This window comes from Desulfobacter sp. (assembly GCF_050177295.1).
This window is the reverse complement of record NZ_JBFXHE010000063.1, coordinates 1-15297: the sequence shown is the minus strand read 5'-3', so window position 1 is coordinate 15297 and position 15297 is coordinate 1. Positions and strand designations below refer to the sequence as shown.

Annotated in this window: 14 protein-coding genes and 1 pseudogene; 3 read left to right on the top strand and 12 right to left on the bottom strand. The window is 49.9% G+C overall.

Annotated features, from left to right (window positions below):
• Positions 1 to 457 (top strand): annotated as a pseudogene (locus AB7U36_RS07055) (hypothetical protein); the annotation flags it as partial.
• On the opposite strand, the gene AB7U36_RS07050 reads toward AB7U36_RS07055, so the two are convergent.
• Positions 435 to 1487: an AI-2E family transporter gene (locus AB7U36_RS07050; protein ID WP_428159086.1), complete on the bottom strand. Its 1053-nt coding sequence runs from the start codon at positions 1485 to 1487 to the stop codon at positions 435 to 437. The pseudogene AB7U36_RS07055 and the gene AB7U36_RS07050 overlap by 23 nt on opposite strands.
• A gap of 157 nt (positions 1488 to 1644) precedes the next feature.
• On the opposite strand from AB7U36_RS07050, the gene AB7U36_RS07045 reads away from it, so the two are divergent.
• A complete protein-coding gene (locus AB7U36_RS07045) occupies positions 1645 to 2817 on the top strand; it encodes an MFS transporter (RefSeq protein WP_428159085.1) in 1173 nt (390 codons plus the stop codon).
• Here the strand turns inward: AB7U36_RS07045 and AB7U36_RS07040 are convergent.
• From AB7U36_RS07040 to AB7U36_RS07020, 5 genes are all read right to left on the bottom strand, one after another.
• On the bottom strand, positions 2814 to 4094 hold the full coding sequence (locus tag AB7U36_RS07040; protein WP_428159084.1) for a radical SAM protein: 1281 nt from the start codon (positions 4092 to 4094) through the stop codon (positions 2814 to 2816). The two genes, AB7U36_RS07045 and AB7U36_RS07040, sit on opposite strands and share 4 nt — an antisense overlap.
• A gap of 2 nt (positions 4095 to 4096) precedes the next feature.
• A complete protein-coding gene (locus AB7U36_RS07035) occupies positions 4097 to 6586 on the bottom strand; it encodes a glycosyltransferase (RefSeq protein ID WP_428159083.1) in 2490 nt (829 codons plus the stop codon).
• 167 nt (positions 6587 to 6753) lie between these two features.
• The gene (locus AB7U36_RS07030) at positions 6754 to 7323 is read right to left on the bottom strand and encodes a hypothetical protein (RefSeq protein WP_428159082.1); all 570 of its coding nucleotides are present in this window, start codon (positions 7321 to 7323) and stop codon (positions 6754 to 6756) included.
• A 30-nt stretch (positions 7324 to 7353) separates the two neighbouring features.
• Positions 7354 to 7998 (bottom strand): ParA family partition ATPase, encoded by a 645-nt coding sequence (gene parA / locus AB7U36_RS07025; protein WP_428159081.1) that lies wholly within the window; start codon positions 7996 to 7998, stop codon positions 7354 to 7356.
• Between the two features lie 41 nt (positions 7999 to 8039).
• A complete protein-coding gene (locus AB7U36_RS07020; protein ID WP_428159080.1) occupies positions 8040 to 9590 on the bottom strand; it encodes a universal stress protein in 1551 nt (516 codons plus the stop codon).
• Positions 9591 to 9892: 302 nt separating this feature from the next.
• Between AB7U36_RS07020 and AB7U36_RS07015 the strand changes: the two genes are divergently transcribed.
• Entirely contained in the window at positions 9893 to 10588 is a 696-nt protein-coding gene (locus AB7U36_RS07015; protein WP_428159079.1) for a lysophospholipid acyltransferase family protein, read from the top strand.
• A gap of 132 nt (positions 10589 to 10720) precedes the next feature.
• Here the strand turns inward: AB7U36_RS07015 and AB7U36_RS07010 are convergent, their stop codons facing one another.
• The 6 genes from AB7U36_RS07010 to AB7U36_RS06985 all read right to left on the bottom strand — a co-directional run.
• Positions 10721 to 12031, bottom strand: a complete 1311-nt coding sequence (locus tag AB7U36_RS07010; protein WP_428159078.1) for a (Fe-S)-binding protein — start codon at positions 12029 to 12031, stop codon at positions 10721 to 10723.
• Between the two features lie 121 nt (positions 12032 to 12152).
• Positions 12153 to 12638 carry a hypothetical protein gene (locus tag AB7U36_RS07005; RefSeq protein ID WP_428159077.1) on the bottom strand — a complete coding sequence of 162 codons (486 nt, stop codon included), beginning with the start codon at positions 12636 to 12638 and terminating at the stop codon, positions 12153 to 12155.
• Between the two features lie 13 nt (positions 12639 to 12651).
• Positions 12652 to 12963 carry an IscA/HesB family protein gene (locus AB7U36_RS07000; RefSeq protein WP_428159076.1) on the bottom strand — a complete coding sequence of 104 codons (312 nt, stop codon included), beginning with the start codon at positions 12961 to 12963 and terminating at the stop codon, positions 12652 to 12654.
• A 225-nt stretch (positions 12964 to 13188) separates the two neighbouring features.
• Positions 13189 to 14232: an extracellular solute-binding protein gene (locus tag AB7U36_RS06995; RefSeq protein ID WP_428159075.1), complete on the bottom strand. Its 1044-nt coding sequence runs from the start codon at positions 14230 to 14232 to the stop codon at positions 13189 to 13191.
• Positions 14216 to 14998, bottom strand: coding sequence for a spermidine/putrescine ABC transporter permease PotC (potC, locus tag AB7U36_RS06990; RefSeq protein ID WP_428159074.1), 783 nt, complete (start codon positions 14996 to 14998; stop codon positions 14216 to 14218). Before potC ends, AB7U36_RS06995 begins: the two co-directional genes overlap by 17 nt.
• Positions 14995 to 15297, bottom strand: a 303-nt coding sequence (locus AB7U36_RS06985) for an ABC transporter permease subunit (RefSeq protein WP_428159073.1), incomplete at its 5' end; no start/stop codon positions are given. The genes potC and AB7U36_RS06985, both read right to left, overlap by 4 nt.

The following is a 15297-nucleotide window of genomic DNA, read 5'->3' as shown; positions in this document are numbered from 1 at the left end:
CGGACAAACCGGCCCTGGAGAGCACGATCAAACTGATCAAAACGCATCGGGTCACGATTTTTTCATCGGTTCCCGTATTTTTCGGCATGCAATGTCCGAGGCCAAGGTGGAGTTCTACAGGGCGGCGGGCGTGTTGCGGGTCGGTATCACCCGGCCCGGCCTGGACCTGGAGGAGTTCATTCTCCGGACCGGGGCCAGGGCGGCCGGAGATGGCTGCCGCTGTTTCCAGTGGTTTGTGAACCTCGGGCTTCCGGACAGCGGCGCAGTCGTAGACCTGCTGCGGGCGCGGGGGTGTTTTTTCGGGGTCCTCATTCCGCGCTGGTTCGACGACGACGCGCTCCTGATGCAGAAGCTCCTTGATCCTCCGGGCTGGGATCGGATCCAACTGAGTTCGGAAATGGCCCACACCATCCTCACTCTTGTCCCTTACGGTCCTACTTGGGCAGTGCATCCTTAAAAACAACGCCGTAAATATCCCAGATGGTGACAAACAATGCGGCAATAATAGGACCGATGATGATGCCGATAATGCCGAACATGGCAATGCCACCAAGGGTGGAAAATAAAATTAAAAGATCGTGCATTTCCGTGTCTTTGCCCACAAGCCGGGGCCGCAGAAGATTGTCAACACTTCCCACGATCACTCCGCAGAAGACAACAAGAACGCCGGCCTTGAACCATGCGCCCTGGGCGCCCAGCCAAAGTGCCGCCGGAATCCATACCAAGGCCGTCCCAATGCCCGGTATAATGGACAACACCGCCATGACAGCACCCCAGAAAACCGAACTGTGGATGCCGACCACGGCAAAGGCAATGCCGGATGCCCCACCCTGGACAATACCGATGATGGCGGTTCCCTTGATCGTGGCGCGCGTCACAGAGGTAAATCTGTCAAGAAGCCGTCTTTCATCCTTATCGTCCAGGGGCATGTAAAATAGGATTTTCTTTAATAATCGATCTCCGTCTATGAGGAAAAAGAACATGGTATACAAAAGAATGGCCACCATCAATATAAAATTCATTGTGCCCATGGTGGCGGCCTGGAGCCCGTTGACAAAAAACTTGCTTGCGGCCCCGACCAGTTCACCGGCCTTGGTATAGATGGTCTCCCTGTAGGGCTCAATATGCTCATAAAAAGCCAGATCTTCCAGCCACTGGGAAATGGCTATGGGAGAAGACAATTGTTTCTGGACCCAGGGCGTTGCTGTCTGGCCCACCTTGATGGCCTGGCTAGTTACAATGCCTAAAAGACCGCTTAAAGGAAGAAGGACGATCAGGATGATAATCATGATGGTGATCCCTGAGGCTGCAGCCTGTCTGCCCTTCAGCCATTTGTTAAACCGCTGGTACAAAGGATAGGCCAGGGCTGAGAAAATTCCGGCCAGCAGAATGGCCATGAGAAACGATTTAATCATTACAAGAAAAACAGCTGAAATAAAAAACACCAGTAATAGTAAAAATGAGGGATGGATCAGGTCTCGATTCATGAAACTTTGCCTCCGGTAAAGAATTTTTTTGCAGTGTACATGATTTGATTAGGTGATTCAATCATTCTCCATACCAATGGAACACGATTTAAGGCCTGATCCCGTTATTTAGGGCTTTTTACTTGCCTTTACATAAAATTGATATATAACAAGCCCCATGAACGGGGTGACAGATAAAAAATTGCTGCTGGCCTTGGGGGGCTTGGCTGTCTTTTTTCCCGGTGCCTTTTTATTTGGATTTCCCGGGGTCATGGCGGCCCAGTGGCAGGAACTGTTGAATGTGGAAAAGGCCCGCATTGGTCAGCTCATGTTTTTTACCCTGGCTGGCACAGGATGTTCCATGTACCTGTCCGGCAAAATTCAGGAGAAAATAGCCCCCCACTGGCTTATCCTTGTGGGCACTTTGGCCTGTGGCTTCAGTGTCGGCGCCATTGCCCGGGCATTTACCCTTTTTCATGTCTTTGTCTGGGCCTTTTGTGAAGGCTTTTTCTCCGCTTTTATTTATATTCCCTGTCTTACGGTTTCCCAAAAATTGTTTCCGGAACAAAAAGGCCTTGCCACCGGCTGTATCAACCTGGTGTTTGGCGGGGCTGCCGCTGTTATGTCTCCGGTTTTTTCCTTTCTTCTGGTCACCCAGGGGTACAGGGAAACCTGCCGAATCTCCATGGTCCTGGCTGTGTCTACCGGTATTGTATGCGCTTTTTTCATGCGGGGGCCTTCACTTTCTTTTCAACCTTTAGGGGGACCTGGGACCGTACTTGGCGTTGGCCGGATACTGGCTTTAAAATCTTTCAGGTATCTTTGGTGGGTGTGGGCTCTGGCCGGGGCCGCAGGGGTTTCCATGATCATGCTCTGTGCATCCCTGGGCCAGTCCCTGGGGTATGATGTGACTCAGTATGTGATGATCCTGACCGGATTCAGTATTTTAAACGGCATTGGCAGGATTGTATGCGGAACTCTTTCGGACCGCATATCCAAGCGTAAAATTTTAATGCACGTATTTCTTATGGCAGGGCTGGCCTATCTGCTCATGCCTTTTTTCCACAATCTTTACGTGTTAAGTTGTCTGGCAAGCTTTGTGGGGCTTGCATTCGGGGTATTGTTTACCGTGTCCGCGCCATTGGTCACAGACTGTTTCGGCATTGAAAATTTCGGGCGGGTGTTCGGGCTTGTATTCACGGCCTACGGATTTGTGGCAGGGTTTCTAGGTCCCTGGATGTCCGGTGTTGTTCTAAACCTTACCTATAACAATTTCAGTATTGTTTTTGCCGGATTTGCCCTGTTTTACCTGGCGTCTGCCATTCTGGTGCGCCAGGTGAAAAAGATTTAGAATTTTTTTAGCGCCGCTGTCCTTGGAGGCCTTCTGCCGTCAAAAAAATCGCAGGCTTTATAATATTGAAGATCCTTGAGCCAGCAGGCGCCGTAACCCGGATCTTTGGCCATTCTGGCCGCCAGGTGCCATGGCGAGCCAAGGGCTTCCATGAATGGGCCGCCAAGTTCGGTGGGGTCCCTGAAACATTCCCAGTCGCAGGCCAGGCAATATCCTTTAGGATCAATGGCATTGACGTCTAAGTCCGGAAACGGGCCTAAATTGTCAGCGCCTCTGTACCCGCATGGATAGGTGTTGCCATCGGTGCAGTTCAGATAAAAGAAATCAATGCCGCCCCGGCAGCCGTATGGGGTATCTTTATTTTGGCCTGAATAGACATTGTAAAGGGTGTGCAGGCTGGCAAGGGGTGAAAAAATTCTTATTTTGGACCTGAATTTCGGAATGGTGTCTGAAAGTGCTTTGAACAGGACCGCCTTTTCCGTGGCCGTGAAACAGACCACCCGGTCTGCAGACGCTGCGGCATAGACAGCATCCAGGTCCGCTTTATCTGCACTGTCCGCCATACTCATGGGATAGCAGGCATTGGCAATGGTGAACCCCATGTTAATCACCTTGCGGTAGAAGTCGGCAAATCCCCGGGCAAAGACCTGGTAAAAGGGGGATGCTTCCGGATCTGAAAGATCTTTTCGGGTTGGCGGTGCAAGGGCCCGGGTGATTTGGGAAACATTGCGGTTCAGCCCAAGATTCACCGAAGGGAAAAGCCCTGCATCATGGAAAATAGGTAATGCTTTTTCCATGCCCCGGACAACACCGTTAAACCCGCGCATCTGCTCGTGGATGTGCGGGACGGATGAGTCCAGGCTGATCCAGAAATTGCGTAACGGCGTATCTGCAAGCGCCTGGGCAATGGCCTTTACCTTGTCTTTGAAGTCGGGTCTGTCATGGCCGGCAAAAAAAAATCCATTGGTGCCGGTGCGGATATAGGGAATCCCGGCTTTTCCGGCGTGCCGGATAAGTTCGGGCAGATCCTTGCGCAGCAGCATGGGCTCCCCGCCGGTAAAGGAGATGGCCTGGAATCCCTTTTCTCCTGCTGCATCAATGATCGCTTTGAGTTGATCATTGGTGAGCCGGGTCCTGTCAAATTTACTGGTTTTGCGCATGCCGCACTGGGGGCAGGTGGCATTGCACCGGTCCGTGATCTGGATCACAAGCTGGCCGGGCATCCGGCCTTTGAGCATACGTGCGGCGGTTTTCAGTCCTGATTTTAAACAGGCCATGGTCATACTGCCTTGGAGAGTTCTTCCATGGATCCCGGGGTATCCATCTCTTTGTAGAACTCCCAGGACTGTATAAATGCGTTGTCAAAGGAGCGGTCTTCCATGTATTCCCTGGCCCGCCGGGACATTTGACTGCGCAGCCCGGGGTTGATCACAAGTTCCTGCATGGCGGACAAAAGGGCTGCCCCATCATCGCTTTTAACGATAATGCCGGTTTCACGGTCCAGTATGTTTTCGCAGGGGCCGCCCAGGTCAGACACGATCACGGGCAGGCCCGAAGCCTGGGCTTCCAGCACCACATTGCCAAAGGTATCTGTGGTGGAGGGGAAGACAAAGAGATCTGCCGAGGCATACACCCGGCATAAGGGCTCACCGGAAAGATAACCGGTAAAGGTCACGGGATAATCTTTGAGCAGGCCTTTCATTTCACCGGCATAGGGACCGTCTCCCACAACTATGAGGTGCACCTTGTCATTGACGGTGGAAAGCCTTTTAAATGCATTCACCAGGAGCGGCAGGTTTTTTTCTTTGGAAATCCGGCCCACATATAAAAATTTCAATGCATCCGCTTTGACCCCGTAATGGGAAGTCAGCATGTCGCAGTGCTTTGAGGGATGAAAGATCTCCGTGTTGATGCCCCGGGGCATGATACGGATTTTTCCGGCCTTGATGCCCCGTTCAGTGAGTTCGTTAAAGGAGTTTTGACTGGACACATAGATCTGGTCCATCTGGTCGTAATACCAGATCATGAATTTCCAGGTCAGGTCTTCGATAAAATCATCCCCGGTCAGATACTGGGCATACTGGGGAAACTGGGTATGGTAGGTGGCGGTCAGGGGAAGCTTCAGGATCTTTGCAATGGCCAGGGCTGCCAGGCCGATGGGGCCGGGTGTGGCGGAGTGGATATGGGTAAATCCCTGGTGAAAGCAATAATCCAGCATCTCCAGAAACGGCGGGTAATACATTTTCTGTTCCGTATATTCCGGGATCTCATAGACGCCCATGGGGGTGAAATTTTTCACCCCGTCCCCTGTTTTCCCTGGCTTTGCATCACAGGTAATGATGGTCAGATGTTTGTCGTTTTTCAATGCTGCCTGGACCTGCTGCTGGAGGGTCTGGGCCACACCGTTAACATCGTAGAAAGTGTCGGTGAAATGTCCGAGCTTTACCCTGGATTTAGGGGGCTGCATCCCGTTTTTGTACCTGGCAAATCGGTTAAGGACTGTTGTGTTCATTCCATTGTCCTTGGCAAAGTGGACAAAGGCCACAAAGTAAGGTGCCAGAAGAGAGTAGAGCCCGCCCACGGAACCAATGGTCTGGAATATGTTGAACAGGTTTGCCCCGGATGCCTGGCCAAGCAGAAGGTCTCCGGTGTGGGATAAAACTTTATTTGATAGCTGGTTGACAAAATCAAACCATAGTTTTTCCCTGTGCTGTTCCTGCCTTTCCTGGGACGGGCCAAGGCGTATTTTGTTTGACTGGGCCCTGGCAATATTCATCAGGGCGGGATTTTCCTCAAACAGACGTTCGGTCTCTCTTCTGATCATATTTTTTATGGAAACGGATTGGGTGTTTTCCTGGCGGTTTTTACGCTTGCTTAAGAAGGTGTAAAACCGTGACATCAGCCCGTTATCCGCATTGGATACCGGCATCAGGGACTGGTCAAGAAATTTGAGCAGCTGGTCCTTGCCCGTGTGGCGCCCAAGGTTGAACCGGTTTGAGTAAAACTGGTAGGCAATGCCGTAGAGGTTGTGGGCCATGGTCTGGGGCGTGGACGGATCAGACACGGCCCGGGATTTTCCGCTGAGGATGCCGGCCATGAAGGTGTCAAGATCCGTTGCATTATCCACAGCCGTGCAGGTCCTGGCAATATTTAATCCGGAGTGGTCATCGGATCCGCCGGTGAGGTTTTTTTTCCATGGGGTATCGAACAGGGGCTGGTAATCATACCTGTTGGACAGCCGTTCAATGTCCATGGGGGTGAGCTGCCTGAGCACCTGGGCCAGGATCTGGTTCTGTTTGTCGTTTCTGGCGCCGTTGAGTTCAAAGTTTTTAAACAGCAGAAGCATCTGTTCAAAATGGTTGATGGTCAGCCGGTCATTGACGCTGTAGAGGGGGTGGGCAATGATGTTGACGATGTTTTTTTCATTAAGATAGGCCACCAGATCAAAGATATTTTTCCGGATTTTCTGGATCTGATCATGCTGGGATTCGGTGATGTTCTGGGCCAGCACATGCACTTTGCAACCGTCTTCGGGAAAATAGGAGGTGATCTCCTCGGAGATATAAGTGTCCGGCAGATGGGCAATTTCAAGGGCACCTTCAATGGTGTTATGGTCGGATATGGTTACAAAGGACATCCCCTTTGCCTTGGCGGTGTTATATACCAGCATGGGTTCCGTGAAACTTTCAGGACAGCTGATTTTCTGCAGGATCCACTGGGAAGGGCGCTTGGAGAACTTGGAGTGCACATGAAGGTCTATTTTCATCATTTCCTATCCTTATTAATGGGATGAACATCTTGTTAACCGCGCAATTTACGCAAACTATGTTACATCCCTGTGAAGACAGGATTAGAAAAATGTGAAAAAATGACGAGGACTTTTTAACAAAGCGCCCGTGTGGAACATGACATTTTATTTCAGATGTCTGAACCCGGCTAATAGATTGTCCTTCTGGCTTCGGCATACAGCTGTTCAACGACTTTTTTATCCCAGGCTTTATGGGGCGCGGGGGTTTGAAACCCTTCCGCGCGGAACAGCCGGATAACGTCATTGGTGGTAAATCCTTTTTCCTCTTTCAGCCAGATGATGTTTCTGAGCACCAGCCGATAATAATTATCATCCTTGACAGAATTGTCCGTGCCGTCCTGTTGCTGGGATTCCATGAGCTGGGATATTTTTTTCTGCTGGCTGTTCATCATGGCACCGAATATGCGGACCTGTTCCTTGACCTTGAACAGGTCATTTTTCAAGGTGAGAATTTCATTTCTATAGGTTGTGACAAAATCAACAAGCTCTTCCATGAATGCATCCGGAACCTGCTCTTCCTGCGGCTCAGGTTCCCGGGCATAAGATACCGGTTCATCTTCTTCGTCTACAATTTCAAAAGTCTGTTCAGGCCCTTCAAAGGTCGCCTTTTCAATTTTTTTCAGTTTTTCCAGCCTGCGGTCTGCCCTTTTTTTGGCAAACACTTCAACATCAAGTAATGAAGGTCTCTTGTTTTTCATAGCACTGGCTCCTTAAATAGTATTTACCGTCTACCGGTCAAGAATAGACAGAATCTCCTTGGCAAGGGAGCGGATCTCTGCTGCGGCACCGTCCTTGTCGGAGAACTCCGACACGTTCTGGCCGTAAATCAGGGAATATTTATATGCCATCCGGTTTGCGATTTTAGTTTCCAATATATCAAATTTATACGTTGATTTTAATACTTGCGCAAGCTCGCGCGCCATGACTGAATTTGTCTGAATACGGCTGAGCAGAAAATAGGGCTCAATGTCCGGATTTAGTTTTCGGGCTTCGTTGATCAGGTTCACCGTTGTTTTTGTGCTGCGGATATCAAGGGGAGAATCCTGTACGGGAATGAGGATAATATCCGAGCATGCCGTTGCAACCGTCACAACCTCATTGTCATGGGGCGGCGTATCAATAATGGCAAAATCATAATTATTGTCACATCCCTCAATGGCCTGATACAGGTTTTCGTAAATGGCTGCAACCTTGATTTGCGCCGTTTCTCCCTGATCATCGCGAATCTGTGCCGTTTCACAGCAGCTTCCCTGGGGGTCTGTGTCAAAGACGATGACCCGGTATTTCTGCAATGCAAATTCAATGGCAAGATTTAAAACAATGGTGCTCTTTCCACAACCACCTTTCTGGTTTGCAAGTGTAATAATTTTCATGATGATACCATTTGCCGTTTTTTAAAAAAATTAAAAAAATGTTAAGACGGGCGGACCACAAGGACAGGAATCTTTGATGCGTGGATGACCCCCTGGGCTGTGCTGCCTAACAGAATATCCTCAATACCCTGATCTCCGTGGGTGCCCATGATGATCAGATCAAAATTTCCCTGGGCCGCCGCCCGGGTGATTTCTTCCACGGGATCCCCTGTTTTGACCATTATGCGGTCCTTTGACAAGGGGCAGAATGAAATTTCCCGGACCACCTTTTCCGATGTGGTTCGGATACGTTCTCCAAGAATTTTTTCAGCACTTTCAACGGCATCCCGGTTGAATTCTTCCTGTTTTTCGGGGTCCTTGATGGTGACACCGGCACCTGCCGAATATTCTGCCAAAAGATCCGGGACCACATGGATGGCCCATATCTTTGCGTTGAATTTGCTGCCGATGGCACAGGCATAGCGGGCCGCATATTTTGCCGTAGGCGTGATGTCCGTGGCAAAAAGGATTTTTTTAATGTCGGCAACCATGGGGATCTGGGCTTCTTCCCGGACATCTTCCCGGACGTCAGGGGCAGGTTCAGCCAGGTTTTGGGGCGCTGTTTTCAAAGGCGGTTCCGCGTCCAAAGGAACCGGCCCGAATATTTTATCCGTCAGTTTAACATACCAGGCCGCAGACTGGACCTGGATGATATAGGCCACAGCCACAACCAGGGCAGCCGAGGCCCCTTGTTTGCCGAATGCGTTTATGGCAATGGCCAGGGCAATGGAGAGGTTGCGCATGACTGATCCGTAAACAAGGGCAATGGCATCATCTCTGGGTAAAAGCCTTTTGCCCACCAGACTGCTGAAGGTAAAGTTGAATCCGTAAATGATCACCAAAGGGATAAGGATGTAAGCAAGCATGCCCGGAGCTGCGGCAATGGCCCGGGCCTTAAGCGCCATGGCAATGAACACGATGCCCACAACGCCCAGGGTGGACAGCGGCGGAAATTTGGGTGCCATTGATGTCTTGAATCCCTTTTCCCCGTGTTTTTTTACCAGGTATCTGCGGGTCAGGTAACCGGCTGCCATGGGAATGAAGACAATGACCACGATCTGTTTGAAAATTGCCGCCATGTCTATTTCAATGCTTGCACCCATGAGCATGCGGACATATAAAGGCGTGGCAATGGAGCCCAGGGTCAGGCCGATAACCGTCATTTTTACGGCAGCCGCCAGGTTGCCCTTGGCAAATCCGGTCCAGGAAATGGTCATGCCCGAAGTGGGTACAAGCCCTGCCAGAAGCAACCCCAGGGCCATGTAAGGCTGGTTTTTAAAAAAGATCAGACCCGTAATATAGGCCAGGAAAGGGACCACGCCAAAGTTGATCACCTGGGTGAGCACCTGGGCCTTGACATCCCCGCCCTCAAATACCTTCTGGACATTCAGCGTCACCATCATGGGGTAGACCATTAAAAAGGTGAACGGAATAATCAGGGTTTTTAAAAAAACGGCATCCATGAAAATGCCAAATATAAAACCGGCCAGCATCATTGCCGGAATCGCCAGGGTCAGATTTTTACTCATTTTCTGCAGCAGTTTCCACATCATTGAATGATCCTTTTGTATTATAAGGTTAAGCGAATAACGTCCCCAATCCATTACCCCCTCAAATCTACCAAAATTCATGCCACGGGCTTACTATGAAAATGAAATTCAATTAGTACATTGATTTTATATCGTATATTTTTGATTTTATCCATAAACAAATACAGGAAAGGCGAATGTGCGTTACCATTTGTAACGCATAGGGTTGCGTAGTAACGATACACTGTGTTAATAAGCGCCGGATTATATTTTTTTTGTTCAGGCTTCTGGTCATAGTAGTAGTTAAATGATGAAGGAGTAGTTGAATGATGAAAAAGAAATTACAGCGTTTTCTATACCATTATCTGTTTCCCTATGCGGGGTTGTTTCTTGTCAGGCTTTTATCAGCCACCTACCGGATCAGGATAGTTGATCCGGACAATGAACAGAACATTTTAAAGGCCGGGGGACGGCTGGTTTATGCGTCATGGCACCAGCGTTTTTTCCCGGGGATCACCTTTTTTTCAAGCCGAAAGCCCATTGCCATTATGATTTCCCGGAGCCGTGATGGTGAAATGGCGGCCCGGGCTGTGAATATTCTGGGCTGGCGGGCGGTGAGGGGCTCTTCATCCCATGGGGGCGGGCAGGCCCTTGAAACCATTAAATGCCTGGCCGGGCAGGGGTACAGGATCGGCCATATCGTGGATGGTCCCCAGGGCCCGTTCGGTACGGTGAAACCCGGTCTGATCCGTATTGCCCAGTATGCGGGTCTGCCCATTGTTCCCACCATTATATCCGGGCAGAACCTGTGGATTTTCAATTCCTGGGACCGTTTCATGGTGCCCAAACCCTTTTCCCGGGTGATCATCCGGTTTGGTTCACCCATCCATGTGCCGGAGGATATGGGGAAGGGCGGATTTGAGCAGATGCAGGCGCGCCTATCCCACGCCCTTAATCAGCTTTATGAGAATACCGATGCGGTCTGGCAGGATGACGCACGTATAAAAGAAATTTTCGGTTAATCCTCTGTCTCGCCTGCGAATGCATTGGTTTCTTGATCTGAGAAATTCAGGGGCAGGATATGGATCATATCCTGCCCCCGGAAAATTTTGCTTTGTTTTATAAAAAATCTAAAATGTCACGAAATGCGTGGATCACTCTTCTGATTCCGGCATATTGAGTTCGGCCAGATCCGGTCCCAGATATTTGCGTTCACCTTCACCAAGTACGCCTAAGGCAAACGCAAGCAGTGTCCACAAATGAAGGACATGGTAATGACATTCATAGTGTTCGGCAAGTTTATGGATTTGATCATGGCAGTTATGGCAGGGGGTAACGCAGTACGCTGCACCGGTAGCCACGATTTGATCCTTTTTGATTTCACCGTATTTCAAGCGCTGTGCATTGAAACCGGATTGCAGGTATCCTCCGCCGCCGCCGCAACAGAAATTGTTGGAATAGTTCGGCTGCATGTCAATGAAATTTTCTTCGCCAACGCAGGCTTTGACAACAAAGCGTAAATCTTCTGCCAGGGGATCACCAAAGCTTTTACGAACCTGTTGGCAGGGATCCTGAACCGTAAATTTAACTTTCAGATCTTTGTTCCAGTCGGAACTGGGTTTCAGTTTGCCTTCCCGGATCCATTTGGCATAGTATGGAACCATGGGAGCAATTTCAAGATTGGTTTCTATACCGAATTTTTGCTGACCCTTCCAAACGGAAAAGGTGGAATGGCCGCATTCGGTGTTTAAATACACCTTGCAGCCCAGATCCATGGCAGATTCAAGCGTGTTTCTTGTAACTTTTTCCCAGCACTTGTCATCTGCAAGGAACATGCAGTAGTTTTCACCACCCCAGCCCCGTGTGGCATAGGTCCAGTCTGCACCGACCATATGCAGGATTTTCCACAGTGGAACCATCTCTTCTGGTTCCACGCCCGGTTCACGGGAATTCTGGCTTAAGAAAAAGTGTGCCCCTTCTTTATTGACCGGTGCTTCCAGATCTTCCCAGCCCGGCTGGTCTTCATGAACTTCGTCAAGAATATCCCCAACCACCCATTCAAAATCTTCTTCAGAAATGCCCATGGCGCTGCCGCAGGAGTTTCTAAGGGCCATATCACAGGAACCCACAATGCCTTTGGGCCTTTCTTCCCGGGGCCATAACTGCCGGGCCTCAAATATCATTGCCGCGATGTCGATATTCATCGGGCAGACATAGACACACCGCTGGCACTGGGAACACATCCACACCCATGGGTGCTTGGTCAGTTCCTTGTCCATGCCCAAAGCCACCATCCTGACAAATTTGCGCGGATCCATATTTTCAAGACCGGTTGCCGGGCAACCGGAAGCGCATGCGCCGCATGTCAGGCACATATTGAGATTGACACCATTGGGCAGTTTGTTCATCAGTTTTTCTTTGAACGCTGCCTTTGTTCCTTTATCGAGTTTTATTGCCTCGGTCATAACGTTCTCCTTTGAAAAGGGTTGCTTTATAGATCTGAATTTTTTTACATTAATTTATTTACATCAGCATTGTTTTAAATCCCCGATGTCCGCTGACAGTCAGCGCATCAACCGCAGCATATCAACCGGCCACAAGCCCGCAGAACACCTTTCTCAGGTATGCCTGGGGAATGGATGCCAGGTACTGATCGTCAAAATCCGGTTCCCGGTCCGGGGACCGGATTGTTTGAAAATCAAAGGGGTCCGGGCTGTCACAGATGGTGAAGGAGGTCATCTTTATTTCAGTACTTTGGGGCTGTTTTTTTGAATTATTATTCAGCCAGGCATCACAGCTTTCGTGATCCCCTGCATGCATGACGTAAATGATCTGTTTGGTGCGGATGCAGATCAGACGGTATCCTGCACCAAGGTCATATTTCCAGCAATGTTTCACCCGGGCATCTGAACGTGCCCTGAACAGCCCGGCGGCCTGGGCTGTCTGGCCCTGGGTCATGGCCTCAATGATTTTTCTGGCACGGCCTGCTGCAATGAATGGCGTATTGGCCTGCCCTTCCATTGCTGTAAGCTGTCTTTCCAGTTTGGGATGAAGGAGGACTTCGTCAGCCATACTTACCCTCCGGTTAACTGCCGCATGTCCCGCCGCTGCAACCTGTACATCCGCCTGCCGGTTTCAGGCTGGAATCAAGGCGAAAGCCGGTTCCTGCGAAATCAATATCCACAGGGCTTGCCTTTTCCAAAAGATCCTTATCCATGACGTATTCCACATCATCAAAGGTAAACACGGCATCTGTATTTTTTTTCTCGTCCAAAGCCATGGCAAGACTTGGGCCGCCGCATCCGGCGCTGTTGAGAAAGATTCTGACGGGTACAATTTCTTTGCCTTCAAAGTACATCCTGACCTGTTCCTGGGCAGGCTTACTGACATTGATCATCTGACGGGCTCCTTATATCCTTTACTTTCCGGTAGCAACAATTATCCAGTCTACACCCGAAACGATTCAAGACCTATATAAAATAAGGGTTTTTGGCAAATTGAAAATCCTTATGCGCTTGCGTTTTTTTTATAGGTATTTTCAATTTTTTTCATGACAATCCCATGGCCGGTTCCGGATCAAAAAAAGGATTATCCGGCCCTGGTAATCGGCTTTCTTTCCCTGCTAATTGCTGGTACGAAGTTTTTCCCAGTATTTCTGATAAATTTCAATGGCTTGTCCCACATCATTCTGGAACTCGCCTTGTTTGATGATTTCAGCGTCAGGAAAGATGGTCCGGCTGCTGCTGATGTCAGGATCCAGCAGGGCAATGGCCGGCGTCACCGGGGTGGGGTACCCGTAGGCTTCAACACAGGCCTTGGCCACTTCGGGGGTCATCATAAAGTTGATAAACGCATGCGCACCTTTGGGGTTTCTTGCCCCCTGGGGGATGACAAAGCTGTCCACCCAGAAGCTTGCGCCTTCTTTAGGGTATATATACTGGATTGCCGGATTTTCTTTCCGGGCCATCCATGCTTCACCGTTCCAGATCATGCCGATGCTGACCTCGCCTGCCAGAAAGGGCAGTTTAGGGGAGTCGGAGTTGAACAGCAGCACATTGGGCATCAGATCCTTGAGCAGCAGGTAGGCCTCTTCAATTTCCCCGGGATCCGTGGTGTTGCCGGAAAACCCTTTAATGCGCAGCGCCATGTGAAACACTTCCCGCAAATCGTCCTGGAGCAGCAGTTTACCTTTAAATTCAGGTTTCCACAGATCTTTCCAGGATGAGATCTGTTCTTTGGGGATTTCGCCGGTGTTCACGGCAATACCGGTGGAGCCCCACATATAGGGAATGGAGTAGGTGTTGTCCGGGTCATAATCCTTGTTCAAAAGATTCGGGTCAAGATTTTTCATATTGGGTAAAAGGGTGTGGTCCAGTTTCATGAGCATACCTTCCCTGCCCATCTTTGAAACAAAATAGGTTGAGGGTACGGCCACGTCATACCCGTCTTTTTTGATCAGCTTGAGCTTGGCATACATGGTCTCATTGCTGTCATAGGTGGTGTAAACCACTTCAATGCCGGTCTCTTTGGTAAACTGTTCAAGCACTGATTCGGGCAGATATTCTGTCCAGTTGTAAATAAAAATTTTTTCTGCGGCCTGGGCCTGAATGGCGGCAAGCAGCAGCACGGCGGCAAGGATAATAAGGGGTTTAAATCGTGTTTTCATGGATTTTTTTCTCCTTCAACATTAATTGACTGACAATAACCAGTGCAAGGGAGAGCAGGACCAGAAGCGCGGCAAGCGCATTCACTTCGGGTTTGACTCCCACTTTAACCATTGAAAAAATTTTCAAGGGCAGTACATCGTAACTTGGACCCGTGACAAATGAACTGATGATGACATCATCAAGGGACAGGGTAAATGCCAGAAGCCAGCTTGAGATAAGCGCCGGCCGCATCATGGGCAGGATCACCCGGGCGAGAATGTTTTTTTCCGATGCCCCCAGATCCCGGGCCGCATCAAGAATATTGGGATCAAAATCCTGGAGTCTTCCCGTGATGGTCACGATGGCAAAGGGCAGGCAGAAGGTGATGTGGGAAAACAGCAAAGACCAGAACCCCAGGCCAATGCCCAGGGTGACGAAAAGAACAAGAAAGGCAATGGCAAGGATAATATCCGGGGCCATCATCAGGGTCATGCTTGTGCCCTGGATGACTTTTCGTCCGAAAAACCGGTACCGGTTCAGCCCGATGGCGGCAAGGGCGCCAATCATTGTGGCCAGGGTGGCCGCGCATACGGCAATGACCACGGAATGGCGGGCTGCCTCCATCAGGGAGTGGTTTCCCAGCATGGCCGTGAACCATTTAAAGGTAAATCCCCCCCATTTCATGCCGTATTTGTTCAGGTTGAACGCATTGACAACCAGCACGGCGATGGGCAGGTAAAGATAGAAAAATATGCCTGCAAAGTAAAACAGCCTTAATATATTCATCCGCTTATTCCCTTGCCCTGGCCGAAACGGCGTAACAGCATGCCGTATCCGATCAGCATCATTGCCATGAAAATAATAAGGACGATGCTGGTTGCCGAGCCCAGGGGCCAGTTCCTTGCGTTGAGGAACTGCTGCTGGATCAGGTTGCCCACAAGCAGCTGGCGTGCACCGCCTAAAAGGGAGGCCACATAGAAAAGACCCATGGTGGGTACGAACACCATGACACAGCCGGCCATGATGCCGGGCAGGGTGAGCGGAAAAATGACCTTGATAAATGCGCTGACAGGGCCTGCGCCCAG

Excerpts from the sequence above, each read along its gene's own strand:
- AB7U36_RS06995 (WP_428159075.1), bottom strand. The coding sequence starts at position 14,232 with ATGAAAACACGATTTAAACCCCTTATTATCCTTGCCGCCGTGCTGCTG.
- AB7U36_RS07030 (WP_428159082.1), bottom strand. The coding sequence starts at position 7,323 with ATGAAAAACAAGAGACCTTCATTACTTGATGTTGAAGTGTTTGCCAAA.
- AB7U36_RS07020 (WP_428159080.1), bottom strand. The coding sequence starts at position 9,590 with ATGATGTGGAAACTGCTGCAGAAAATGAGTAAAAATCTGACCCTGGCG.
- AB7U36_RS07005 (WP_428159077.1), bottom strand. The coding sequence starts at position 12,638 with ATGGCTGACGAAGTCCTCCTTCATCCCAAACTGGAAAGACAGCTTACA.
- parA (WP_428159081.1), bottom strand. The coding sequence starts at position 7,998 with ATGAAAATTATTACACTTGCAAACCAGAAAGGTGGTTGTGGAAAGAGC.
- AB7U36_RS07015 (WP_428159079.1), top strand. The coding sequence starts at position 9,893 with ATGATGAAAAAGAAATTACAGCGTTTTCTATACCATTATCTGTTTCCC.
- AB7U36_RS07035 (WP_428159083.1), bottom strand. The coding sequence starts at position 6,586 with ATGATGAAAATAGACCTTCATGTGCACTCCAAGTTCTCCAAGCGCCCT.
- AB7U36_RS07050 (WP_428159086.1), bottom strand. The coding sequence starts at position 1,487 with ATGAATCGAGACCTGATCCATCCCTCATTTTTACTATTACTGGTGTTT.
- potC (WP_428159074.1), bottom strand. The coding sequence starts at position 14,998 with ATGAATATATTAAGGCTGTTTTACTTTGCAGGCATATTTTTCTATCTT.
- AB7U36_RS07000 (WP_428159076.1), bottom strand. The coding sequence starts at position 12,963 with ATGATCAATGTCAGTAAGCCTGCCCAGGAACAGGTCAGGATGTACTTT.
- AB7U36_RS07045 (WP_428159085.1), top strand. The coding sequence starts at position 1,645 with ATGAACGGGGTGACAGATAAAAAATTGCTGCTGGCCTTGGGGGGCTTG.
- AB7U36_RS07010 (WP_428159078.1), bottom strand. The coding sequence starts at position 12,031 with ATGACCGAGGCAATAAAACTCGATAAAGGAACAAAGGCAGCGTTCAAA.
- AB7U36_RS07040 (WP_428159084.1), bottom strand. The coding sequence starts at position 4,094 with ATGGCCTGTTTAAAATCAGGACTGAAAACCGCCGCACGTATGCTCAAA.